Source organism: Sphingomonas profundi, assembly GCF_009739515.1.
Taxonomy (GTDB): domain Bacteria; phylum Pseudomonadota; class Alphaproteobacteria; order Sphingomonadales; family Sphingomonadaceae; genus Alterirhizorhabdus; species Alterirhizorhabdus profundi.
Map to the genome: position 1 here is coordinate 122,605 of NZ_CP046535.1, position 22,981 is coordinate 145,585.

The following is a 22,981-nucleotide window of genomic DNA, read 5'->3' on the forward strand; positions in this document are numbered from 1 at the left end:
CGCCGGGCGATCCGGGCGGCCGTCAGCCCTTCGCGCGGACCAGCACCGGCTGGGCGCGGTAGAGAGTGGGGAACGCCTCCTTCAGCGCGGCGACCTTGGGCAGATCGTTGATCCGGATGTAGGCGGCATCGGGGTGCAGCGTCAGATAATCCTGGTGGTAGGCTTCGGCCGGGTAGAAGCCCTGCGCCCGCTCCACCTTCGTTACGATCGGGCGGTTCCACGCCCCGGACTTGCCGAGCTGGCCGATATAGGCGGTGGCGATGCGGCGCTGCGCATCGCTCGTCGGGAAGATGGCGGAGCGATATTGCGTGCCGCTGTCCGGCCCCTGCGCGTTCCGCTGAGTGGGATCGGCCACCACCGAGAAGTAGATCTGGAGGAGCTTGCCGTAGCTCACGACGCGCGGATCATAGGTGATCCGCACCGATTCGGCGTGGCCGGTGGTGCCGGAGCCGACCGTCTCATAGGCCGCATCCGCCCGGCTGCCGCCGGTATAGCCGGACACGGCGGAGGTGACGCCCTTCACGCGCTGATAGACGCCCTGCACGCCCCAGAAGCAGCCGCCGGCGAACACCGCCGTCTCGCTTGGGGCGGTGGACGGCGTGTCGAGCGCCGGCGCGGGTATGCGCACGATCGGCGCGGCCGCCGACACGGAGGAGACCTGGGTCAGCATGCCCCCGGCGAGCAGGGCGGCGCCGGCGGCGGCGAGGAGGCGGGTGCGGGCGGTCGTCATGGATCGTGGCCTTCGGATGGGTGCAGGCCAGATACGTGGGAACGGGGGCGGCGGTTGCAAGGCCGGCCGCCCGGCCCCGCTTACCGCAGCGCCGCCACCGCCGTGGCGATGCGATCGCACGCTTGCGTCAGGATCGCCTCCGACGTGGCGTAGCTGACGCGGAACGCCGGCTCCAGGCCAAAGGCGCCGCCGTGCACGGCCGCCACGCGGCCCTCGTCCAGCAGGTAGCCGATCAGCATCTCGTCGTTGGCGATCACCAGGCCGGCGGGCGTCGCCTTGCCGATCAGGCCGCTCACGTCCGGATAGACGTAGAAGGCGCCCTCGGGGCGGGGGCAGGTGATACCCGGGATCGCGTTCAGCCGATCGACGACGAGATCGCGGCGCACCTGGAAGGCGGCGGCGCGATCCTTGAGGAAGGACTGGTCGCCGTTCAGCGCGGCGGTGGCAGCGGCCTGCGCGATCGAGCAGGGATTGGACGTGGACTGCGACTGGAGCTTGGCCATGGCCTTGATCAGCCACAGCGGCCCGCCGGCGAACCCGATCCGCCAGCCCGTCATCGAATAGGCCTTGGAGCAGCCGTTCACCGTCAACGTCCGCTCGTAGAGGTCGGGCGCGACCTGGGCGATCGTGGTGAAGCGGAAATCGTCGTAGACGATATGCTCGTACATGTCGTCGGCCATCACCCACACGTGCGGGTGGCGGCGCAGCACCTCCGCCAGCGCCTCCAGCTCCGCCTGGGAATAGGCCGCGCCGGTGGGGTTGGAGGGCGAGTTCAGGATCAGCCAGCGCGTGCGCGGCGTGATCGCGGCATCGAGCTGCGCGGCCGTGATCTTGTAGTTCTGCGCCGCACCCGCCGCGATCACCACCGGCGTGCCGCCGGCGAAGTTCACGATATCGGGGTAGCTGACCCAGTAGGGCGCGGGGATGATCACCTCGTCGCCCGGATCGACGGTGGCGACCAGCGCGTTGAACAGGGTGTGCTTGCCGCCGACGTTCACGCTGATCTGCGCGGGCGTGTAGTCCAGCCCGTTGTCCCGCTTGAACTTGGCGGAGATCGCCGCCTTCAGCTCGGCCGTGCCGTCGACATTGGTATATTTGGTCTTGCCAGCGGCGATCGCCGCGACAGCCGCCTCCTTCACGAAATCGGGCGTGTCGAAATCGGGCTCGCCGGCGCCGAGGCCGATCACGTCGATGCCCTGCGCCTTCAGCTCCAGCACGCGGCTGGTCATGGCGAGGGTGGCGGACGGCTTGATGCGGCCGAGGGCGGCGGAGGTGAAGGTCATGGCAATCCCCTGGATGCTTTCCGGCAGTAGATGGCGCTGGGTGCAGGCGGCGGCGCTATAGACCGGCCGTGTCCGCCGGGGCAACGCAAATGGCCGGCATCAGCCCGCGCAGCGCGTTGCCGATCAGGAAGCCGTGCGCCAGATCGTCCGCGCGCAGGTCCGCCTCGTCGGCGCGCCCGTCCGCCAGCAGCCGCGCGCGCAGCACGCCCGGCAGCAGCCCGCGCGACAGCGGCGGGGTGAGCAGGCGCCCGCCCCGATCGACGAACAGGCTGGTGAAGCTGCCCTCGGTGAGAAAACCGTCGCCATCGGCGAACACCACCTCGAAGCGGCCGGCCGCGCGACGTGCCGCGTCGTAGAAGGCGCGGTCGCTGGTCTTGTGGCGCAGGCGGACGTCGAGCGCGGAGACGGGCAGCGGCACGATGGCGACCTGCGCCGGCCCGTCCGGCGTAGCGGGCAGCGCTCCCGTCTCGATCGCGATGGCGCCGCTGCGGCCGAGCAGCAGGCGGATGCGGGCGGGCCGGCGTAGGTGGAAGGTGGCGGCCTGCAGCTCGTTGCGCGCGCCGTGGCGATCGAAGGCGAAGCCCAGCGCCTCGGCCGACGCCTTCATCCGCGCGAGATGGCGTTCGAGATCGATCACGCCTTCCACCGGATCGAAGCGCATCGTCTCGATCAGGTCGAAGGCGCGCGCGCCGGCGGTGACGAAGGCGCCCTTGGCGAGACATTCGCGCCACTCCGCCTCCGCCGTCGAATCCGCGACGACGGCGGAGCCGAGGCCGATCGTGGCGTGGCCGTGGCCGCGGGCGGCATCCGCCGCGCCGATCGCCAGGGTGCGGATGGCGACGTTGAACGCGGCATCGCCCGACGGAGCGATCGCGCCGATCGCGCCGGTGTAGATGCCGCGCCCGTCCGGCTCCACCGCGGCGATCACCTCCATCGCGCGGATCTTGGGCGCGCCGGTGACGGAGCCGCACGGGAAGATCGCCGCCAGCACGTCCACCGCATCCCGCCCCGTCGCCAGTTCGGCGGTGACGGTGGAGGTGAGGGTGTGGAGCGTGGGATAGCTCTCGACCGTGAAAAGCGCCGGCACAGCGACGCTGCCGGGTGCCGCCACGCGGGCGAGATCGTTGCGCAGCAGATCGACGATCATCAGATTCTCGGCCCGCTGCTTGGCATCGCCGGCCAGCGCGGCGGCGGCGGCGGCGTCACGGGCCGGATCGGCGTCGCGGGGCACGGTGCCCTTCATCGGCCGCGCCTCCAGCCGGCCCGCCGCCAGCGCGAAGAACAGCTCGGGCGAGCAGGACAGCAGCAGATGGTCCCCGCTGGAGACGATGCCGCCCCAGCCCGCGCCCGAGGCGGCGCGCAGCCGCGCGTAGAGCGCCAGCGGATCGCCGGCGAACGGCACGTCGGCCCGCAGGCTGAGGTTCGCCTGGTAGATGTCCCCGGCGGCGATCCACCGGGCGACGCGGCCGAAGGCGGCATCATAGGCCGCGCGATCGATACGCGGTCGCGGCGGCCCGGCCCAGGCGCCGGCCGGATCGGGCAGCAGCGCCGGCACGGAGACGGGCGTCCGGCACTGCGCGAACAGGCCGAACCAGAGGAGCGGCAGGCCGCCCGACGCCGCCGGCGCGGGCAAGGCGGCGAGGCGCGGCTCCAGCGCCAGGCCGGCCTCGTAGCCGATCCAGCCGGCGGCGTGCAGGCCGCGCGCCGCCGCGCCGCGCACCCGTTCCAGCGCCGGGCGTATCTCCGCCGCGGTGGTGGCGACGACGATCTCGGCCGGATCGGTGAACAGGCGGGCGGGCGCCGCCCCCTCGGCGCGGGCGTCGTCCAGCAGCACGAAGGGGCGACCGGCCGATATCATCGCGCGAGCGTTGCCCGCGCCCGGCGCGTTCGTAAAGCCGGGCCGCTTGTGTTTGTGGGCGGGATCGGCATGGAGGGGCCATGAACCAGCCCGCCGCCACCGCCAATCCGCCGCTTCGTGCCGTGATCGTGCCGGTCACGGCGTTCCAGCAGAATTGCACGCTGCTCTGGTGCACGCGCACGATGAAGGGCGCCTTCGTCGATGCCGGCGGCGATCTGCCGATGTTGAAGGCGGCGGCGGCGAAACATGGCGTGACGATCGAGAAGCTGCTCGTCACCCACGGCCATATCGATCATTGCGGCGGCACCGGCATCCTCGCCGCCGAGCTCGGCGTGCCGATCGAAGGGCCGCACGAGGAGGATCGCTTCTGGATCGAGCGGCTGGGCGACGACGGCGCGAAATACGGCATCCCTGGCCGCCCGTTCGAGCCGGACCGCTGGCTGGCCCACGGCGATACGGTGACGGTGGGCGAACTGGTGTTCGACGTGCTGCACTGCCCCGGCCACACGCCGGGCCACGTGGTGTTCCACCACCCGCAATCGAAGCTGGCGCTGGTGGGCGACGTGCTGTTCCAGGGATCGATCGGCCGCACCGATTTTCCGCGCGGCAACCATGACGATCTGATCGCGGCGATCACCACGCGGCTGTGGCCGCTGGGCGGCGAGACGGCCTTCGTGCCGGGCCACGGCCCGATGTCCAGCTTCGCGCACGAGCGGCGCAGCAATCCCTTCGTCGGCGATCGGGCGCTGGCCGGCTGACCAGCGGTGAAGTGAACACGCCGGGGTGGCCGCCGCCGGCCCGCGAGCGGCCGAAGCGGGCTGGCGATCAGCCGCCGATGATCGTGGTGACGGGCGCCGCCGGCACCAGATACGGGATCGCGATCGCGTAGAGCGACAGGCCGAGCAGGATCGCGAAGGTGGCGAGGATGCCGATCATCCTGAACGGGTTGGGCGCCGCTCTGTCCATGCCGAAGGCGTGGGCGATACGCGCCAGGATATAGGCGATGGCGACCAGCCACAGCCATGTCGCGCTGCCGTGCGCCAGCTCGATCAGGCCCAGCAGGATCAGGAAGAAGGGCGTATATTCGACGAAGTTCGCCTGCGCCCGCATCCGCGCCAGCAGCTGCGGATGGCCGCCATCGCCGACCGAAACCTTGGCCGCCAGCCGCACCCGGCCGGTGCGCCCGGCCAGCCACAGGTTGATCAGCGTGGCGGCGGCGGCGATGGTGAGGGTGATCGGCAGGATCATGCAGGCGGTCTCCGATGGGCGGCCGAGCCGTCGCACGATGCCGCGATGCTTGCAACATGAAGCGAAATCGCTATAGGGCCTGTCGCTCGCGACGAGCCCGGCCGCTTGGGGTCCGCGGCCAGTAATGGCCGTCGAAACCCGAGTGGCGAAGCTCGTTCCCTCGTTTTCCGACTGAATGGAACAGGTGCCGACATGGCCGTCCCCAAAAGAAAGACCTCGCCCTCCAAGCGCAACATGCGCCGCAGCCACGATTCGCTGACGGTCGAGGCGTTTCAGGAGTGCCCGAACTGCGGCGAGCTGAAGCGGCCGCACAATCTGTGCACCGGTTGCGGCCACTATAACGGGCGCGAGATCGTTTCGGTCGAAGCCTGATCGGTTGATCGGATCGGGGGCAGGGCGGGTGACGGACGTGCCGCGAATCGCCATCGACGCGATGGGCGGAGACTCCGGCCCGGCCGTGATGGTTGAGGGGGCGGCGCTGGCCCTCGCTCGCGACCCCGCGCTGCGCTTCCGCCTGTATGGCGACGAGGCGGCGATCCGCGCCGAGGTGGCCCGCCACCCCGGCCTGGCCGACGCGGCCGAGATCGCCCACGCGCCCGACGTGATCTCCGGCGAGGACAAGCCGAGCCAGGCGATCCGTCGCGCCCGCACCACATCGATGGGCCTCGCCATTGCCGCGGTGAAGGCGGGCGAGGCGCAGGCCGCCGTCTCCGCCGGCAATACCGGCGCGCTGATGGCGATGGCCAAGCTGGCGCTGCGGACGATGCCGGGCATCGACCGGCCGGCGCTGGCGGCGATGCTGCCGAGCCTCGGCGACAACGATCTCGTCATGCTCGATTTGGGCGCGAATACCGAGTGCGACGCGCGCAACCTGGTGCAGTTCGCCGTGATGGGCGCCGCCTATGCGCGGGCCGCGATGGGCATCGATGCGCCGCGCGTGCGGCTGCTGAACATCGGCACCGAGGAGCTGAAGGGCACCGATCAGCTGAAGGACGCCGCCGCCCAGTTGCGTGCCGCCGACTATCTGCCGATCAAGTTCGACGGCTTCATCGAGGCGGATCGGCTGGGTCGCGGCGAGGCGGACGTGATCGTGACGGACGGCTTTTCCGGCAACATCGCGCTGAAGACGATGGAGGGCACCGCCCGCTTCGTGACGGACCTGCTGCGCCGCGCCTTCACCAGCTCGCTGCGATCGAAGGCCGGCTTCCTCATCTCCAAGCCGGCGATGCACCTGCTGCGCGTCCATCTCGATCCGAACAACCATAATGGCGCCGTCTTCCTGGGCCTGACCGGCATCGTCGTGAAGAGCCACGGCGGTGCCAGCGCGCAGGGCGTGGCGCACGCGATCGGCGTCGCCGCCCGCCTGGTCGCCAACGATCTCAGCCGCCGCATCGCCGAGGATCTCGACACCGTGCGCGCCCACGCCGCGACGGCGGGCGTGGCGGCATGAGCGGCGCCGCGACCGTTCGCCGCGCGGTGATCGCCGGCACCGGATCGGCGCTGCCCGCGCGCTGCGTGACGAACGCGGAGCTGGCCGAGACGGTCGACACGACGGACGAGTGGATCGTCGAGCGCACCGGCATTCGCACCCGCTACATCGCCGGCGACGGCGAGACGACGGCGACCCTGGCCACCGAGGCGGCGCGCCGGGCGCTGGCGGCGGCTGGCATCGCGCCGGACGCGATCGACCTGATCGTGCTCGCCACCGCGACTCCGGACCAGACCTTTCCCGCCACCGCCACCAAGGTGCAGGCGGCGCTCGGCATCGACGATTGCGTCGCCTTCGACGTGCAGGCGGTCTGCTCCGGCTTCCTCTACGCGCTGTCGGTGGCGGAGAGCATGATCCGCAGCGGCGGCGCCCGCACCGCCATCGTGATCGGCGCCGAGACGTTCAGCCGCATCCTAGACTGGGAGGACCGCACCACCTGCGTGCTGTTCGGCGACGGCGCCGGCGCCGTGGTGCTGACGGCGGCGGACGTGGCCGAGGGCAGCGATACGCAAGGGATATTGGCCGTTAGGCTGCACGCCGACGGCCGGCACAACGAGCTGCTCTACGTCGACGGCGGCCCTTCCACCACCGGCACCGTGGGCAAGCTCAGGATGAAGGGGCAGGAGGTTTTCCGCCACGCGGTGACGAACCTGGCTGCCGTGCTGCGCGAGGTGAGCACCGCCGCCGGCGTGGAGACGGGCGCGATCGACTGGGTGGTGCCGCATCAGGCCAACCGCCGCATCCTGGACGCGACCGCCCGCAAGCTGGGCCTGGCGCCGGAACGGGTGGTGGTGACGGTCGATCGCCATGCGAACACCTCCGCCGCGTCCGTGCCGCTGGCCTTCGACGCGGCGGTGAGCGACGGACGCATCCGGCGCGGCGACCTGATCGTGTTCGAGGCGATGGGCGGTGGCTTCACCTGGGGCGCGGCCATCGCCCGCTATTGATCGCCGGCGCATTTTGGGCTTGGATCGGCGGCCGAACCCTGGCTGGACACGGATACGGAAAGCAACGGCTGATGAGCGAGACGGAGACCCTCACCCGCGCGGACCTGGCCGAGGCGGTCCATGACCAGGTCGGCCTCTCGCGCGGCGAATCGGCCAAGATGGTCGAGCGCGTGCTCGATCACATGTGCCGCGCTCTCTCGAACGGCGAGAATGTGAAGATCTCCGGCTTCGGCAGTTTCGTGCTGCGCGACAAGGGCGAGCGCGTGGGCCGCAATCCCAAGACCGGCATCGAGGTGCCGATCGCGCCGCGCCGGGTGCTGACCTTCCGGCCCAGCCAGATGATGCGGGACCGGATCGTCAGGGGCGGCGGCGACGGCGCCGCCTGAGCCGATCTTGACGAAAGCCGACACCGCCTTCCGCACGATCAGCGAGGTCGCGAGCGAGACCGGCGTCGCGCAACATATCCTGCGCTACTGGGAGACGCGCTTTCCGCAGCTCCGTCCGCTCCAGCGCGCCGGCAACCGCCGCTACTATCGCCCGGCGGACATCGATCTGGTGCGGCGGATCGACACGCTGCTGAACCGCCAGGGCTATACGATCAAGGGCGTGCAGGCGCTGCTCGCGCGCGACGCACCGGAGCCCGCGCCGCCGCCGCCCGCCCCACGTCCGGAGCTGCTGGCCGAGCTGCGCGCGATCCGCGACGCCATGGCCGATGCTCTGGCGACCGACGGGACCCCGGCGAGGGACTGAGCGCCGGCGTCCGATCCCGCTCATGCTCCGCCCTCGCCGGAGCGACGGGCAGGACGTTCGCCGGATCAGTCGTGGCGGGCGGCCAGCATCTCGGCGACGTGGACGAACTTCTCGCGCGGCGCGCCGTCGCGGGCTCGGGCGGCCTCGGCCGCCTCGATCCTCTGCCAGTCGCGGAAGGTGACGGTCTCCACGCCGCGTTCCGCCAGCAGCGCGTCCAGCCCGGCGCCGCCCGGCTTGCCGCTCGCCCCGCTGAGGTCTTCGGCGATCAGGTCGGCGATCATATAGCCGTCCGGCCGGTTGGTGCCGATCGTGCCGGTCGGCCCGCGCCGCGCCCAGCCGACGGCGTACAGGCCCGGCATCACCCGCCCATCGGTATTGGCGAAGCGGCCGAGCCTCTCGTCATAGGGGATGCCGGGGATCGGCGGGGTGCGGTAGCCGATGCAGCTGACGACGAGGCCGCACGGGATGGCATAGGTCTCGCCCGTGCCCTCCGCCCCGCCGTCGGCCAGCGGGCGGGTCCGCTCCACGATCAGCCGCTCCACCCGGTCCGCGCCCTCGATCTCGACCGGGCGGGCGAAGAAGTCGAAGTCGATCGTCACCGGCCTGTCCGCCGAAGCGGCGGCGAAGGCGCGCAGGTGGCCGACCGACTTGCGCGTGCCCGGCTCCAGCGCGGCATCGGCCGCCGCCGGCGGCAGGTCGGCCGGATCGACGCGCGGCGCGGCGCGGGCGAGGTGGCCGAGTTCGCCGAGCTCCTTGGGCGTCATCGCGATCTGGTGCGGCCCGCGCCGGCCGACCAGGGTGACGCGCGCGATCCGGCTCTCCGCCAGCGCCTCCAGCGCGTGGCCGACGATGTCCGATCCGGCGAACTCCTCCCGCGTCTTGGCGAGGATGCGGGCGACGTCCAGCGCGACGTTGCCGTTGCCGATCACGCAGGCGGCGGCCGCGTCGAGCGGCGGATCGAGCCGGGCGTGATCGGGGTGGCCGTTATACCAGCCGACGAACGCCGCCGAGCCGATCACGCCCGGCAGATCGTCCCCGGCTATGCCGAGCGGCTTGTCCAGCGGCGCGCCCGTCGCCAGCACGACGGCGTCGTAGAGGTCGAGCAGTTCGGCGACCGTCACGTTGGTGCCGACCGAGACGTTGCCGGCGAAGCGCACCGTCTCGCCGAGCGCCACCGCCTCGTAGCGCCGCGAGACGGCCTTGATCGACTGGTGATCGGGCGCCACGCCGGAGCGGATCAGCCCGAACGGCACGGGCAGGCGATCGATGATGTCGACGCGGACGCCGCCGGCGTCGGGCCCGCCGAACTTCCGGTCGAGCGCCTCGGCGGTGTAATAACCCGCCGGCCCCGATCCGATGACCGCCACATGCCGCATCCGCCACGTCCTCTTATCGTTGTGGCGGGAATGGTAGCGGGGCGGGCGGGGTGCGCCAAGGGCCGGGCACCCGGATCCTCCGCGGAACGGGGAGGGGACCGCCGCGAAGCGCTGGTGGAGGGGCAGGGCAGCTCTCGACGATGCGTGGCGCCGCGATGCCCTTCCACCAGCCTGCGGCCGGCCCCTCCCCGTGCCGGGGAGGGATTGCGGCTTACTGTGAGGGGGCGAGCTTGGTGTTCAGCACCCAGCCGACATTGTCGTTCTCGTCGGCCACTTCCCACCACAGGCCGTTCTTGTTGCCGGTCGGGTAGACGATCGTGCCGGCCGGGATGGTGCGGATCAGCGCGCCGCCGGCCGCCGCCGTCCTGCGCAGCGCCACCGGCGCCTGCGCGGTGAACGTCTTGGCGGGCGCGGCTTCGGCGGTGCCGGCGGCGCCGGGCTGGATCAGGCCCAGGCTCGTCACCATCTTGGAATAGGCCTGGATGAAGCTGAGCGTCACGATGCGGCCGATGTCGGTATTGTCGTAGCCGCCGCCCACCGCGCCGCCGACCGCGAGGAAGCCGCCCGCGCCGAAGCCGATATTGTTCTTGGCGGCATAGCCGTCCTCGGTGGCGATCGTCTCGGTGGTGCGCACGTTGGTGAGCGAGAGAACGGTGTTCGCCTCCAGCTTCTTCGACTTGATGCCGCCGAGCAGGCCGCCGAAGCGGCCGCCCACCAGGCCGCCGATGCCGGCGCCCACCGCCGAGCCGCTGACGTTGCTGTTGGCGCCCTGCACCTCCGCCACGAGCACATAGTCCGCCGCCTTGATCTGGCCCTGGCCCACGTTGGAGCGGCGCTGGAGGCCGAGATTGCCGCCGATGTCCCGCTCGCGCTGGGCGGCGTTGAGGCCGGTGCCGCGATCGACGAGGTTGAAGCAGCCGGAGCGGGCGACCAGCACCTTCAGCAGCTTGGAGGGCGGCGCGAGGCTGAACTGCGTCCAGCCGCTGGGATCGTCGCCATCGGCGATCGAGAGGGTGCCGAGCTTGCGCGTGCACTTCGGCACATCGTTGGCCGTCTGCTCCTGCAGCTGCTGGCCGCTGGAAGCCTTCGCCAGCTTCGGCGCGGCGACGGCCGGCGCGATGATGCCGGATGCGGCCGCCGCGGCCGCAAGCATGAGTATAGTCAAACGCATGATCCGATCTCCCCGTTTCGGCGGCGCGTGGCGCGCCTCGTCTTGCCCCCGCTAGCCGCGGCGCCCGTTCCGCGGCTATGACCTTTGTCACACCCCGCCGATCCTTCGCCAAAACCATGTCAGGCGCAAGTCGAACGACGGGGCGGGTGCGACCCGCCGGCGCGCGGGCCGGCATGCGGCGGCAGGTTTGGCATCCCGCCTCCGCGATGCTATCGCCCGCCGCAAAGCTCCTTTCGCATCGGCAGACCCATCCTCGTGTCCACCCCGCTCGACCGCATCCGCAATTTCTCGATTATTGCCCATATCGATCATGGCAAGTCGACCCTCGCCGACCGGCTGATCCAGCGCACCGGGGGCCTCACCGATCGCGAGATGTCCGCCCAGGTGCTCGACAACATGGATATCGAGAAGGAGCGCGGCATCACCATCAAGGCGCAGACGGTGCGCCTGAACTACACCGCGAAGGACGGCCTGGTCTACGAGCTGAGCCTGATGGACACGCCGGGCCATGTCGACTTCGCCTATGAGGTGAGCCGCAGCCTGGCGGCGTGCGAGGGCGCGCTGCTGGTGGTGGACGCGGCGCAGGGTGTGGAGGCGCAGACGCTGGCCAACGTCTACCAGTCCATCGAGCATGATCATGAGATCGTGCCCGTGATCAACAAGATCGACCTGCCCGCCGCCGAGCCGGAGAAGGTGAAGGCCGAGATCGAGGACATCATCGGCATCTCGGCCGAGGATGCGGTGCTGGCCTCCGCCAAGTCCGGCATCGGCATAGACGAGGTATTGGAGGCGATCGTCACCCGCGTGCCGCCGCCGAGGGGCGATCGCGCGGCGCCGCTGAAGGCGATGCTGGTGGACAGCTGGTACGACCCGTATCTCGGCGTCGTCATCCTCGTGCGCGTTGTCGAAGGGGTGCTGCGCAAGGGTCAGCAGATCAAGTTCATGCAGCACGGCACGCTGCACCTGGTCGATCGCGTGGGCTGCATGCGGCCCAAGATCGAGCAGCTGACCGAACTGGCCGCCGGCGAGATCGGCTTCATCACCGCGCAGATCAAGGAGGTGAGCCAGACAGCGGTCGGCGACACGATCACCGATGCGAGGAAGCCCACGGCGGAACCGCTGCCCGGCTTCAAGGAAGTGCAGCCGGTGGTGTTCTGCGGCCTGTTCCCGGTGGATGCCGCCGACTTCGAGAAACTGCGCGATTCGCTCTACAAGCTGCGCCTGAACGACGCCTCGTTCAGCTTCGAGGCGGAATCCTCGGCGGCACTCGGCTTCGGCTTCCGCTGCGGCTTTCTGGGGCTGCTGCACCTGGAGATCATCCAAGAGCGGCTGACCCGCGAATATGATCTCGACCTCATCACCACGGCGCCTTCGGTGGTGTACCGCATGCACCTGAGCCACTCGAAGACCGAGGACGCCAAGGTCATCGAGCTGCACAACCCGGCCGACATGCCCGACCCGAACCGCATCGAGACGATCGAGGAGCCGTGGATCGAGGCGACGATCTACGTGCCCGACGAGTATCTCGGCACGATCCTGAAGCTGTGCCAGGACCGGCGCGGCATCCAGAAGAACCTCACTTATGTCGGCGGCCGCGCGCAGGTGGTCTACGAGCTGCCGCTGAACGAGGTGGTGTTCGACTTCTACGACCGGCTGAAATCGATCAGCCGCGGCTATGCCAGCTTCGACTATCACCAGATCGGCTATCGCGAGGGCGATCTCGTGAAGATGTCGATCATGGTGAACGGCGAGCCGGTGGACGCGCTCAGCATGATCGTCCACCGCGCCAATGCCGAGACGCGCGGGCGCGGCATGTGCGAGCGGCTGAAGGACCTGATCCCGCGCCACCTGTTCAAGATACCCGTGCAGGCGGCGATCGGCGGCAAGGTGATCGCGCGCGAGACGATCGCGGCCATGCGCAAGGACGTGACGGCCAAATGCTATGGCGGCGATGCCAGCCGCAAGAAGAAGCTGCTGGAGAAGCAGAAGGAGGGCAAGAAGCGGATGCGCGAATATGGCAGCGTGCAGATCCCGCAGGAGGCCTTCATCGCCGCGCTGCGCATGGGCGAGGAATAAGGCCCGCTCCGGCGGGACCAAAGCCGCCTCCGATCGTTATCTCGCCTCCACCCAGCAGGAGACGAGACGATGGCTGACCTTTCCCAGATCAAGGAGCATGCCGAGGTGATCGGCGCGGACGGCGTGCATGTCGGCACGGTCGATCATGTGCAGGGCGATCGCATCAAGCTGACGAAGAAGGACAGCGGCGAGGGTAGCCACAAGGGCCATCACCACTTCATCTCGGGCGGCCTCGTCGCGTCGGTCGAGGGCGACACGGTGCGCCTGTCCGCCAATGCGGACGTCGCCATCAGCTTCGAGGAAGAGGAATAAGGCCGGGACCGGGCGATCCGTCCCGGGATCGTCCGGTACGGTTGCTTTGCTGCACCGCAGGGCAAACGAGGTATGATCCCGCCGCGCTCGCGGCGGCACATGTTAGTCGGAGGGAGCGAAATCGCGCTACGTGGGATGAGCAGGCTTAGAAGTGCGCCCAGATGCAGCTCACGCAATCTCGATTGCTCTTTTCGCACTTGCAACATCTCGTGCTGCGATGCACAAAGAGCGTGCCTTTCAGGCATCCTCTCCTAAACTTTCGGGCTGGTCCTTCGGGACCGGCCCTTTTTTTTGGCCAGCGCTTCGGATACGACCTGCCGGCCGCTGTCGAGTCGCATGACAGAATCCGAGGGGAGCCGCCGGTCGAACCGGCAACGACCCGACCGCGGCACGGGGGATCGAGCCGCCTGCGGCGCTCTCCCCCGTCCGACCCCCGATCAGGCCATGGGCGAATGAGCATCGTTGCGGACGACCGCATCCGCGTCGTCCACCATCCCGACTATGTCGCGGCGAACAATCCCGAGAGCCGCTATCGCTGGAACAAGAACGGCCTCGTCCGCGATCTTCTGGCCGCCGAGGGCGCAAGGATCGCGTGGATCGAGCCGGCGCCGATGCCGCTCCGCTGGATCGAGGCGGTCCACGACCCCGCCTATGTCGCCGAGGTGGTGAACGCGCGCGTGCCCAAGGAGAAGGAGCGGCGCATCGGCTTCCCCGTGACGCCCTCTGTCGCGCGACGGGCGGTGCGGGTGCCGGGCGGCACCTATGCCGCCGCGCGCGCGGCGCTGAGCCACGGTTTCGCGGTGAACAGCGCCGGCGGCAGCCACCATGCGCTGGCGGACAGCGGCGCGGGCTATTGTGTGTTCAACGATCTTGCCATCGCCGCCGTGCGGCTGGTGGAGGAGGCGCAGGCGGCGCGCGTGCTGATCGTCGACTGCGACGTGCACCAGGGTGACGGCACCGCCCGCCTCACCGCCGCCCGGCCGGCGATCGCGACCTACTCGATCCACGCCGAGCGGAACTTCCCGGCGCGCAAGGCTACATCGACGGTGGACGTGCCGCTGGCCGACGGCACCGGCGACGCCGCCTATCTCGCCGCGCTGGAAGCCACGCTGGTGCCGCTGCTCGATCGCTTCGCGCCGTCGCTGATCCTCTACCAGGGCGGGGTGGATCCGTTCGCCGGCGACCGGCTCGGCCGGCTGGCGCTGAGCGCGGAGGGGCTGGACGCGCGCGATCGGCTGGTTGCCGGGCTCGCCGGCGGGCGCGGCCTGCCGTTCGCCGGCACCCTGGGCGGCGGCTATGGCGACGACATCATGGCCGTGGCCGAGCGCCACGTCCGCTCCGTCCTCGTGCTGGCCGCCGCTTATGCGGCGGCTGCGCGACGGTCCGTTGCTTCCTGAGCCCAGGGCGGCCGCGTACCGACGCCTCTCGCGGCGCTTCGTTCCGGAGGACAGGCCGCGCTCCATGACAGCCGGGCGCGCTGCCTCGTCGCCCGTGACCCGCCGATTGCGCCCTGCGTCATGCATTTCGACCAAAGTCTCACTGGTCGCCGGCCGCGCGCGTGCGCAGATGCGGGCGGGGCATCTGGGGTGAGGCGATGATCGGGTTGGGCGGTGAGACGGGCAGGAACGACGTGGCGGGCCTGCGCGCCGTGGTGATCGGCCTGCCGGTTTCTCTGGTGATGTGGGCCGGCCTGCTGGACGCGATCCGCGCCGCTTTCTAGCGCGGGGTTCCAGCGGCGGGAGGGGCGGACTGTTGCCCGTCGGACACGGTGCGCCGATCGATCGCCATTCCGGCAACAGGCTGTCACAAATTTATCGCGCAAGCCGCATAGCCGGCCGGAGCAGTTCGATCCCGCATCACCACGATGCGGGCCAGCTTCCCGGGGGTTTAAGCGAGTGTCCTTCCTGATCAGCAAGCGTGTCATCATCGCCGGCCTGTGCGCGGGCGCGTCCCTCTGGCCGGCGATCGCCGCCGCGCAGGATGCGGTACCGCCGGCCACGGCCAGCGGCGAGTTGCAGGACATCGTCGTCACCGCCGAGCGCCGGTCGGAGAATCTCCAGAACGTGCCGGTCTCGGTCGGCGTGCTGCAGGGCGGCGATCTGCGCGCCTTCACCAGCGGCGGCGACGATACGCTGCTCGCCCTCTCCGGTCGCGTGCCCAGCCTGTATGCGGAAACGACTACCGGCCGCATCTTCCCGCGCTTCTACATTCGCGGCCTGGGCAATATCGACTTCTATCTCGGCGCCTCGCAGCCCGTGTCGATCATCCAGGACGACGTGGTGCTCGAGCATGTCGTGCTGAAATCGAACCCGGTGTTCGACGTCGGCCAGATCGAGGTGCTGCGCGGGCCGCAGGGCTCGCTGTTCGGGCGCAACACCACCGCCGGCATCATCAAGTTCGATACGCTGCGCCCGACGCAGGAGTTTACCGGCCGCGCCACCGCCACCTACGGCAGCTACAATACGGTGACGGTGGACGCCGGCGTCGGCGGCCCGCTGGTGCAGGACAAGCTCTCCTTCCGCCTCTCCGGCCTCTACCAGCGGCGCGACGATTATGTCGACAACGCCTTCAACGGCACGAGCGCGGACGGCACGGTGACGCCGCGCAAGAACGCACTCGGCGGCTTCGAGGAAAAGGATGCGCGGCTGCAGCTGCTGTTCACGCCGACCGACACCTTCTCCATCCTCGCCTCCGGCCACGCCCGCGACTATGACGGCACCTCCACCCTGTTCCTGCGCCAGGGGCTGGTGAAGGGATCGAACGATCCGATCGCGCCGCGCACCGTCGTCCGCTACGACGAGGCGCAGAACAATCCGCAGGCCTACAAGACCTACGGCGCATCGGTGAAGATGGCGATGGACTTCGGCCCCGCCGCCTTCACCTCCATCACCGCCTACGAGACGACCCACGGCTTCAGCCGCGGCGATACGGACGGCGGTGCCGCGGCCGACTATCCGGTCGGCGGCGTGCCCAACGGCTTCGGCCAGAGCCAGGGCCAGATCCGCGACCTGGACCAGTGGACGCAGGAGCTGCGGCTGGCGAGCACCGGCGACACCGCCTTCAAGTGGCAGGTCGGCGCCTATTATTTCGACAGCCGGGACATCACCGATTTCTACCAGCGCGCCTTCTTCCTGACGACGGCGGCGCGCAACCCGAACAACTGGGTGCGGCTGCGCAACCGCAACTACAGCTACGCCTTCTTCGGCCAGGCGAGCTACCACGTCGGCGACCTGACGATCACCGGCGGCGTGCGCCAGACGAAGGACAGCAAGCGCACGATCCTGCTGAAGACGGCCAACACCGTCGCCAACGTCTCCACCTATCGCGGCCGGCGCGACGTGACCCTCTCCGACACCAAGCCGAGCTGGGACGTCTCCGCCCTGTACGAGGTGGCGCCGGAGCTGAGCGTCTACGCCCGCGTGGCGCGCGGCTTCCGCGGCCCCACCATCCAGGGCCGCTCGGCCGTGTTCAACGCCGACTTCACGACCGCCGATTCCGAGACGAACACCTCCTACGAGGCAGGCTTCAAGAGCCGGCTGTTCGACAACAAGCTGCGCCTGAACGCCACCGGCTTCTTCTACCGCGTCAAGGACATCCAGCTGAACGGCAACGACGTGAACGGCAACGGCGTGCTGTTCAACGCCGACAAGGCCGACGGCTACGGCATGGAGGCGGATGCCGAGTTCCGCCCGATCCCCAACCTCGCAATCTCGGCCGGCGTCAGCCTGCTGCACACCGAGATCAAGGATCCGAACGTCTTCGCGCAGGTGTGCCAGCTGAACAACATCGTCGTCTGCACCGTGCAGGATTCGACGATCCGGGTGGGCACGAACACCTTCGCCAACATCAACGGCAACCCGCTGCCGAACGCGCCGGAATACAACCTCAACTTCGCCGTGCGCTACGACGTGCCGATCGGCAGCGCCGGCAAGGCGTTCGTCTCGACCGACTGGAACGTGCAGGGCTACACCAACTTCGTGCTCTACCGGACGCGGGAATTCTACTCGAAGGACAATTTCGAGGGCGGCGTGCGCGTCGGCTTCGAGGGCGGCAACGGCGCCTATGAGGTGGCGGTGTTCGCCCGCAACATCACCAAGGAAAAGAACCTGAAGGGCGTGATCGAGAATTACCTCGCCGCCGTCTACAACGAGCCGCGCATCATCGGCGTCTCGCTCTCCGGCAAGTTCTGAGGCCCCTGCGTCGCGGCGGCGGGGCGGCCGCAGAAGCGTGCCTTGCGCCGGCCCGGCCGTGCGGTGCATGGCGATGCCAGCCATGACGATCATCGCCCGATCCGCCGACCCCGCCGTGCCGCCGGTCCGCCGCCGTTGGTACGCGCACCTCTATCTGCAGGTGCTCGCCGCGATCGTCGCCGGGGTGATGCTCGGCCATTTCGCGCCGGCCACCGGCCAGGCGATGAAGCCGATCGGCGATGCCTTCATCAAGCTGGTGAAGATGGTCATCGCGCCGGTGATCTTCCTCACCATCGTCACCGGCATTGCCGGCATGCGCGATCTCGGCTCGGTCGGCCGGGTCGCGGCCAAGGCGTTCGCCTACTTCCTCACCTTCTCCACTGTGGCGCTGGTGGTGGGCCTGATCGTGGCCAATGTGGTGCGGCCGGGCGCCGGGCTGAACATCGATCCCGCGCGGTTCGACGCCTCGAAGGTCAGCGGCTTCGCCGCCAAGGCGCACGAGACGACGGTCGTGGGCTTCCTCACCGGGATCATCCCGGACACGTTCCTCTCCGCGCTGACGGAGGGCAATATCCTGCAAACGCTGTTCGTCGCGATCCTGTTCGGCGTCGGCCTGGCGATGATCGGCGATCGCGGCACACGCCTGCTGGCGGCGCTGGAGGATCTGTCGCTCGCCTTGTTCAAGGTGGTCGCGATCCTGATGAAGGCGGCGCCGATCGGCGCTTTCGGCGCGATGGCCTTCACCATCGGGGCGTACGGCGTCGATACGCTCGCCAACCTCGCCGGGCTGGTCGCGACCTTCTATCTCACCTCGCTGCTGTTCGTGCTGGTGGTGCTGGGCGCGGTCGGGTGGCTGGCGGGGTTCTCGATCCTGCGGCTGATCGGCTACCTGAAGGCGGAGCTGCTGCTGGTGCTCGGCACCTCCTCGTCGGAGAGCGCGCTGCCGAGCCTGATCGAGAAGATGGAGCGCGCCGGCTGCCCCAAGTCGATCGTCGGCCTGGTCGTGCCCACCGGCTACAGCTTCAATCTGGACGGCACGAACATCTACATGACCCTGGCGGCCTTGTTCATCGCGCAGGCGTGCAACGTCGATCTCACGCTCGGCCAGCAGCTGCTGCTGCTCGGCGTGGCGATGCTCTCGTCCAAGGGCGCGGCGGGCGTCACCGGCGCGGGGTTCATCACGCTGGCCGCCACCCTCTCGATCGTGCCGAGCGTGCCGGTGGCGGGCATGGCGCTGATCCTGGGCGTCGATCGCTTCATGAGCGAGTGCCGCAGCCTCACCAACTTCATCGGCAATGCCGTCGCGACCGTGGTCGTCGCGCGCTGGGAAGGGCGGTTCGACAAGGCGCAGTTCGATCGCGCGATGGCCGGCGAGGCGCCGCCCGTGGACCGGCTGCCCGCCGACGCGGTGCCCGCCGGATAGAGCCGGGGCCGCCGCAGCTACCGGCCGCGGCCGCCGCGGCTCATGTCCTGGAAGGTGAAGCGCTCGACCAGGTCCTCGCGCAGCGCCGAGTCGGTGGCCCGCGCATAGCCGATCGCGGCGAGGCCGATCGCGAACAGGCGCGAGTCGAACTCGACCGCGTTCAGCGTGCCGCTCACCTCCAGCACGATCGTGCAGAGCCCGCCTTCGCCCACCTTCCCGCGCGTGCGGTAGAGCCGCTGGCCGGTATCGGCGATCGTCTGCCAGCGCGGCGGGGCCTCTCCACCGGCGTCGGCCACGGTGATCGAGATGTCGCGGCCGGTCGCCTTGTCGCGCACTTCCAGTTCGGCATAGACCACCACCTCCTCGCCGGCCGGCAGATCGGTCTGGAAGGTGAACTCGCCGACATTGCCGCGCATCCACGCGCCGAAGCGTTCGAGATGGTAGAAGGAGCCGACCAGCGCCAGCCGCATCGGGCTGGGCACATAATCGTGCATCAGGATCGGCCGGCTGACGAGATCGCCGAGGGTGAACTTCACGCCCTGCGGCAGCGGCGGATGGATGGTGCGCGCCGGATAGCCGGTCGCGATCTCCTCGCGCACCTTCTCGATGAAGTCGCGGCCGACATCGTCCCAGCTGCGCGGCACGAAATGCTCGCGGATCTGCTGGCGGCGCGCCTCGCGATAGTCGTGATCCTCGATCAGCTTGCGCAGCACCACCACGCCCTGGCGCAGGTTCAGCGGATCGAGATAGTCGACGAACACGCCGCCGACCTCCGGGAGCGACGAGGTGCGCGAAGCGGCGCACGGCACATGGTGGATCAGGCTCTCGCCCACCGGCAGGCCCCAGCCCTCGACGAAGCTGGTGAACACGGTGAAGCGGCAATTGGCGTAGATGCTGTTGAGTTCTGAATCCGAGAGATCGTGGACGATGTGGACGCGTCCATCGAGATAGTTGGTGCCGTCCAGCAGGTCCATCAGGCCGCTGATCCGCCAGCCGCGGCGGCCGACGAACACCAGATCCGGCACGTCCACGCCCTGATCGATCATCTGCCGCCAGGCGTTGACGACGTAGAGGTGGTTCTTGCGCCCCTCCACCGTGGAGACATAGGCCACGTAGGGGCGGCCCTTGATCTTGCGCAGCGCCGCCGGCCAGCTCTCCACGCTGATGTCCGGCACCGTCAGCGAATGGGCCAGCGGCACGGTGCGCATCGGGATGTCGCGCCCGCCATTTTCGCGGAACAGCCTGGCCAGCGTCTCGCGCGTATAGTCCGAGATGGTGAACACGAAATCGACGACCAGCCCCATCTCGCCGACCGACATGGAGAAATCGCGAACCAGATCCGCGTCGCAATATTCGGGATGGGTCACGGGGATGATGTCGTAGACGTAGGCGCCCAGCTTCACGCCGTCGCGCTTGGCGGTGACGTAGCGGTCCATCGTGTTGCCATGGCCCCAGAAGGCGCCCAGCAGGATGATGGTGTTGGCCGGGCGGGGCCGGATGACGTGCGCCTCCGCCTCGCAGCGCGCCAGCATGCCGCGCAGATGCTCGTGATCCACCCGCTCGCCCGAGGCGTAGGCGATCACCTCGCGAAAGGCGGCATTGTCGATCAGCAGGAACTCGCCGTCGCGATACTTGTCGCTGAGATCGTTCAGGATGAAGCCGACGCGCTCGTCCTCATGCTCGATCGCGTAGAGCGCGATGCCGGCCTGCACCCGCTGGATGCCCGACATCGTGGCATGGGCCTTCAGGTAGCCGAACAGATCCTGCACCGAGAAGAGGATGATGTCCGCGCCGTCCAGCTTGCGGATCGCGGCCTCCGGGTCGGCGCGTGCGCCGGCGCCCTCGTTCGTCGAGACGAAATCGATCGTGCGGTCCATCGGAGAGCCTATCAGGTGAAGAGGAACGTCTCGCGCAGCTCGGTCCGCGCGTCCGGCCGGCCGGCCGGCGCGTAGCCGAGCGATTCGAGCGCGACGGCGAAACGGCGGGTGTCGCCGGGGATGGGTTCGGGTTCGAAGTCGGTGCGCAGCATCAGCGTGCAGGTGCCGTCCGCCGCCACCGGCCCCTGGATGCGGAGCAGCGTCCGCGCGGATTTCAGCCGCGCCCAGCGCGCCGGCCCGGTGCCGGATCCGGGCAGGTCGATCGAGATGTCGCGGCCCAGCGCCCACGGCGCCGTCTTGATCGCCAGCAGCACGACGATGTCCTCGCCGGGCGGCACGGAGGTGCCGAAGGTCAGCTCGCCCGATCCGCCGCGCAGCCACGCGCCGCCGGGCTCCGCCTCGTAGAAGCTGGTCGCCATGGCGAGACCCAGCGGGCTGGCGAAATAGCCGGCGACCGGCCTCGGCCGACCCATCACGCCGCCAGGACGGAAGACGCGGCCGTCGTCGAACGCCACCGGCGTGACCGGCGTGACCTGGGGATGGGCCGCGATCATCGCGCGCAGCTTGGCGAGCAGATCGTCGCCCACGTCGCGCCAGCTGCGCGGGACGAACCCCTCGCGGATCGCACGCCGCCGCTCGGTGCGGTAGCGATCGTCCGCGATCATCCGCGTCAGCACGCGCACGCCGTCTTCCAGGTCGGTCGGATCGACATAGTCGACGAAGGCGCCGCCCACCTCCGGGATCGAGGCGACGTTGGCGGCGACGCAAGGCACGCCGTGCACCAGGCTCTCGCCCACCGGCAGGCCCCAGCCCTCGACGAGGCTGGTGAACACGGTGAACATCGCCTTGGCGTAGACCGCGTTCAGCTCCGCATCGGAGAGGCCGTGGACGATGTGGACGCGTCCGCCGAGATTGTCCGTCTGCCGCAGCAGCGCGGTCAGATCGTCCGTCTTCCAGCCCACGCGGCCGACGAACACCAGATCGGGCACGCGCACCCCGTTCTCGATCATGCGCTGCCACGCGCGCACGACGTAGATGTGGTTCTTGCGGCCCTCCACGGTCGAGACGTAGGCGACGTACCGCTCGTTCCGCAGGCCGGCCAGCGAGGCCGGCCACGCGCCGCCGGCGGCCTTCGCCCCCTCCAGCGAGTGGGCGAGCGGCACCGTCTGCATCGGCACGGGGGTGCCGCCCTGCTCGGCGATGAAGCGCCTGAGTTCGGCCTGCGTGAAGTCCGAGTTCGTCATCATGAAGTCGACGACGTGGAGCAGCTCGGCCAGCGCGCGCCAGAAGGCGTTGCTGAGGTTGGCGTCGCAATATTCGGGGTGGGAGGCGGGGATCACGTCGTGGACGTAGGCGACCAGCCGGGCGCCGTCCCGCTTGGCATCGAGGTAGCGGGCGACGCCCTCGCCCAGGCCCCAGAACGAGCCGAGGATCACGATCGTGGTGCCGGCCCCGAAGGAGATCGGCGCGGCGCCGAGTTCCGCCACCCGCAGCAGTTGCAGCAGCACCGCATGGTTGACGGTCTCGCCGCCGACATAGGCGAAGATGTCGCGCAGCGCGGTCTCGTCCAGCCGCAGGAAGGTGGCGCGATCATTCTCGTCCGCGCCGTTGACGATGAAGTGGGCATCCACCGCCGGATCCGCCATCGCCGCGAGGGCGACCCCCACCTGCACGCGCTGGATGCCGGTGAAGGTGCTGTTCCCGGCGAAGGAATTGAAGAAGTCCTGCATCGCGAACAGGATCGCGCCGGGCCGGGCGGTGACGGTGGCACCCACCCGGCGGCGCGGCATCAGCCGTTGCAGCTCCTCGCGCGTCTCCTCCTCCGGCGCGATGCGGAACAGGCGCAGAAAGGCGTCGAAGGCGTCCTCGGCCCGCGCATGCGATTTCAGCATGTGGGACAGGTGCAGCAGCGGATCGGGATCGGTCGGCGCCAGGACGGACGCCTGCGTATAGGCCGCCTCCGCCTCGGCGATGCGGCCGCTCTCCTTCTCCATGTGGCCCAGCTGCACCCAGATCGCCACGTCGTCCGGCTCGTCGTCCAGGTGACGGCGGTAGGCGGCGGCCGCCTCCTGCCACCCGCCCTTGTCCCGATGCGCGTTGCCGAGCTTGCGGAACGTCCTCTTGCGCTTGAAAAGAAACGACATTCCTGCTCCAGAAGCCCAAGCGCCGCGCAGCCGGCGACAGACATACACGATAGCGCGCGGCGGGCAACTCGGGCGGCTGCCCGCCATGTCGGCCTGCGCGGTTGAAA

20 protein-coding genes are annotated in these 22,981 nt (G+C 69.6%); 12 read left to right on the plus strand and 8 right to left on the minus strand.

Annotated features, from left to right (window positions below; genetic code table 11):
- Nucleotides 1–22: 22 nt before the first annotated feature.
- The 3 genes from msrA to pabB form a co-directional block, all read right to left on the minus strand.
- Nucleotides 23–730, minus strand: a complete 708-nt coding sequence (msrA, locus tag GNT64_RS00565) for a peptide-methionine (S)-S-oxide reductase MsrA (protein ID WP_156677764.1) — start codon at nt 728–730, stop codon at nt 23–25.
- An 80-nt stretch (nt 731–810) separates the two neighbouring features.
- The gene (locus GNT64_RS00570) at nt 811–2,013 is read right to left on the minus strand and encodes a pyridoxal phosphate-dependent aminotransferase (protein WP_156677765.1); all 1,203 of its coding nucleotides are present in this window, start codon (nt 2,011–2,013) and stop codon (nt 811–813) included.
- A gap of 55 nt (nt 2,014–2,068) precedes the next feature.
- On the minus strand, nt 2,069–3,871 hold the full coding sequence (pabB, locus tag GNT64_RS00575) for an aminodeoxychorismate synthase component I (RefSeq protein ID WP_156677766.1): 1,803 nt from the start codon (nt 3,869–3,871) through the stop codon (nt 2,069–2,071).
- Nucleotides 3,872–3,951: 80 nt separating this feature from the next.
- Between pabB and GNT64_RS00580 the strand changes: the two genes are divergently transcribed.
- A complete protein-coding gene (locus tag GNT64_RS00580; RefSeq protein WP_156677767.1) occupies nt 3,952–4,629 on the plus strand; it encodes an MBL fold metallo-hydrolase in 678 nt (225 codons plus the stop codon).
- Between the two features lie 67 nt (nt 4,630–4,696).
- Here the strand turns inward: GNT64_RS00580 and GNT64_RS00585 are convergent, their stop codons facing one another.
- Entirely contained in the window at nt 4,697–5,119 is a 423-nt protein-coding gene (locus GNT64_RS00585) for an MAPEG family protein (protein ID WP_156677768.1), read from the minus strand.
- 192 nt (nt 5,120–5,311) lie between these two features.
- On the opposite strand from GNT64_RS00585, the gene rpmF reads away from it, so the two are divergent.
- The 5 genes from rpmF (at nt 5,312) to GNT64_RS00610 (ending at nt 8,305) form a co-directional block, all read left to right on the plus strand.
- Nucleotides 5,312–5,491, plus strand: a complete 180-nt coding sequence (gene rpmF / locus GNT64_RS00590; RefSeq protein ID WP_156677769.1) for a 50S ribosomal protein L32 — start codon at nt 5,312–5,314, stop codon at nt 5,489–5,491.
- A 28-nt stretch (nt 5,492–5,519) separates the two neighbouring features.
- Complete coding sequence (gene plsX, locus GNT64_RS00595) at nt 5,520–6,569, plus strand: phosphate acyltransferase PlsX (protein ID WP_156681339.1); 1,050 nt, start codon at nt 5,520–5,522, stop codon at nt 6,567–6,569.
- A complete protein-coding gene (locus GNT64_RS00600; protein ID WP_156677770.1) occupies nt 6,566–7,555 on the plus strand; it encodes a beta-ketoacyl-ACP synthase III in 990 nt (329 codons plus the stop codon). The genes plsX and GNT64_RS00600 overlap by 4 nt, the downstream gene beginning before the upstream one ends.
- 71 nt (nt 7,556–7,626) lie before the next feature.
- On the plus strand, nt 7,627–7,941 hold the full coding sequence (locus GNT64_RS00605; protein WP_156677771.1) for an integration host factor subunit alpha: 315 nt from the start codon (nt 7,627–7,629) through the stop codon (nt 7,939–7,941).
- A gap of 7 nt (nt 7,942–7,948) precedes the next feature.
- Complete coding sequence (locus GNT64_RS00610) at nt 7,949–8,305, plus strand: MerR family transcriptional regulator (protein ID WP_197277208.1); 357 nt, start codon at nt 7,949–7,951, stop codon at nt 8,303–8,305.
- 65 nt (nt 8,306–8,370) lie between these two features.
- Here the strand turns inward: GNT64_RS00610 and GNT64_RS00615 are convergent, their stop codons facing one another.
- Together GNT64_RS00615 and GNT64_RS00620 are read right to left on the minus strand one after the other, a co-directional pair.
- Nucleotides 8,371–9,681 carry an FAD-dependent oxidoreductase gene (locus GNT64_RS00615; RefSeq protein WP_156677773.1) on the minus strand — a complete coding sequence of 437 codons (1,311 nt, stop codon included), beginning with the start codon at nt 9,679–9,681 and terminating at the stop codon, nt 8,371–8,373.
- Nucleotides 9,682–9,892: 211 nt separating this feature from the next.
- On the minus strand, nt 9,893–10,852 hold the full coding sequence (locus GNT64_RS00620; protein WP_231639161.1) for a CsgG/HfaB family protein: 960 nt from the start codon (nt 10,850–10,852) through the stop codon (nt 9,893–9,895).
- A gap of 255 nt (nt 10,853–11,107) precedes the next feature.
- Here GNT64_RS00620 and lepA point away from each other — a divergent pair, with 255 nt between their 5' ends.
- From lepA to GNT64_RS00645, 6 genes are all read left to right on the plus strand, one after another.
- The gene (gene lepA / locus GNT64_RS00625; protein ID WP_156677774.1) at nt 11,108–12,928 is read left to right on the plus strand and encodes a translation elongation factor 4; all 1,821 of its coding nucleotides are present in this window, start codon (nt 11,108–11,110) and stop codon (nt 12,926–12,928) included.
- A gap of 69 nt (nt 12,929–12,997) precedes the next feature.
- Nucleotides 12,998–13,240 carry a DUF2171 domain-containing protein gene (locus tag GNT64_RS00630; protein ID WP_156677775.1) on the plus strand — a complete coding sequence of 81 codons (243 nt, stop codon included), beginning with the start codon at nt 12,998–13,000 and terminating at the stop codon, nt 13,238–13,240.
- A 452-nt stretch (nt 13,241–13,692) separates the two neighbouring features.
- A complete protein-coding gene (locus tag GNT64_RS00635) occupies nt 13,693–14,637 on the plus strand; it encodes a histone deacetylase family protein (protein WP_156677776.1) in 945 nt (314 codons plus the stop codon).
- Nucleotides 14,638–14,834: 197 nt separating this feature from the next.
- Nucleotides 14,835–14,960: a hypothetical protein gene (locus GNT64_RS22145; RefSeq protein ID WP_277873252.1), complete on the plus strand. Its 126-nt coding sequence runs from the start codon at nt 14,835–14,837 to the stop codon at nt 14,958–14,960.
- Between the two features lie 175 nt (nt 14,961–15,135).
- A complete protein-coding gene (locus tag GNT64_RS00640) occupies nt 15,136–17,430 on the plus strand; it encodes a TonB-dependent receptor (RefSeq protein ID WP_156677777.1) in 2,295 nt (764 codons plus the stop codon).
- 82 nt (nt 17,431–17,512) lie between these two features.
- Nucleotides 17,513–18,853, plus strand: a complete 1,341-nt coding sequence (locus GNT64_RS00645) for a dicarboxylate/amino acid:cation symporter (RefSeq protein ID WP_156681341.1) — start codon at nt 17,513–17,515, stop codon at nt 18,851–18,853.
- Nucleotides 18,854–18,870: 17 nt separating this feature from the next.
- Here the strand turns inward: GNT64_RS00645 and GNT64_RS00650 are convergent, their stop codons facing one another.
- Together GNT64_RS00650 and GNT64_RS00655 are read right to left on the minus strand one after the other, a co-directional pair.
- On the minus strand, nt 18,871–20,730 hold the full coding sequence (locus GNT64_RS00650; protein ID WP_156677778.1) for a glycosyltransferase family 4 protein: 1,860 nt from the start codon (nt 20,728–20,730) through the stop codon (nt 18,871–18,873).
- A gap of 11 nt (nt 20,731–20,741) precedes the next feature.
- A complete protein-coding gene (locus tag GNT64_RS00655) occupies nt 20,742–22,874 on the minus strand; it encodes a glycosyltransferase (RefSeq protein ID WP_197277209.1) in 2,133 nt (710 codons plus the stop codon).
- Nucleotides 22,875–22,981 lie beyond the last annotated feature (107 nt).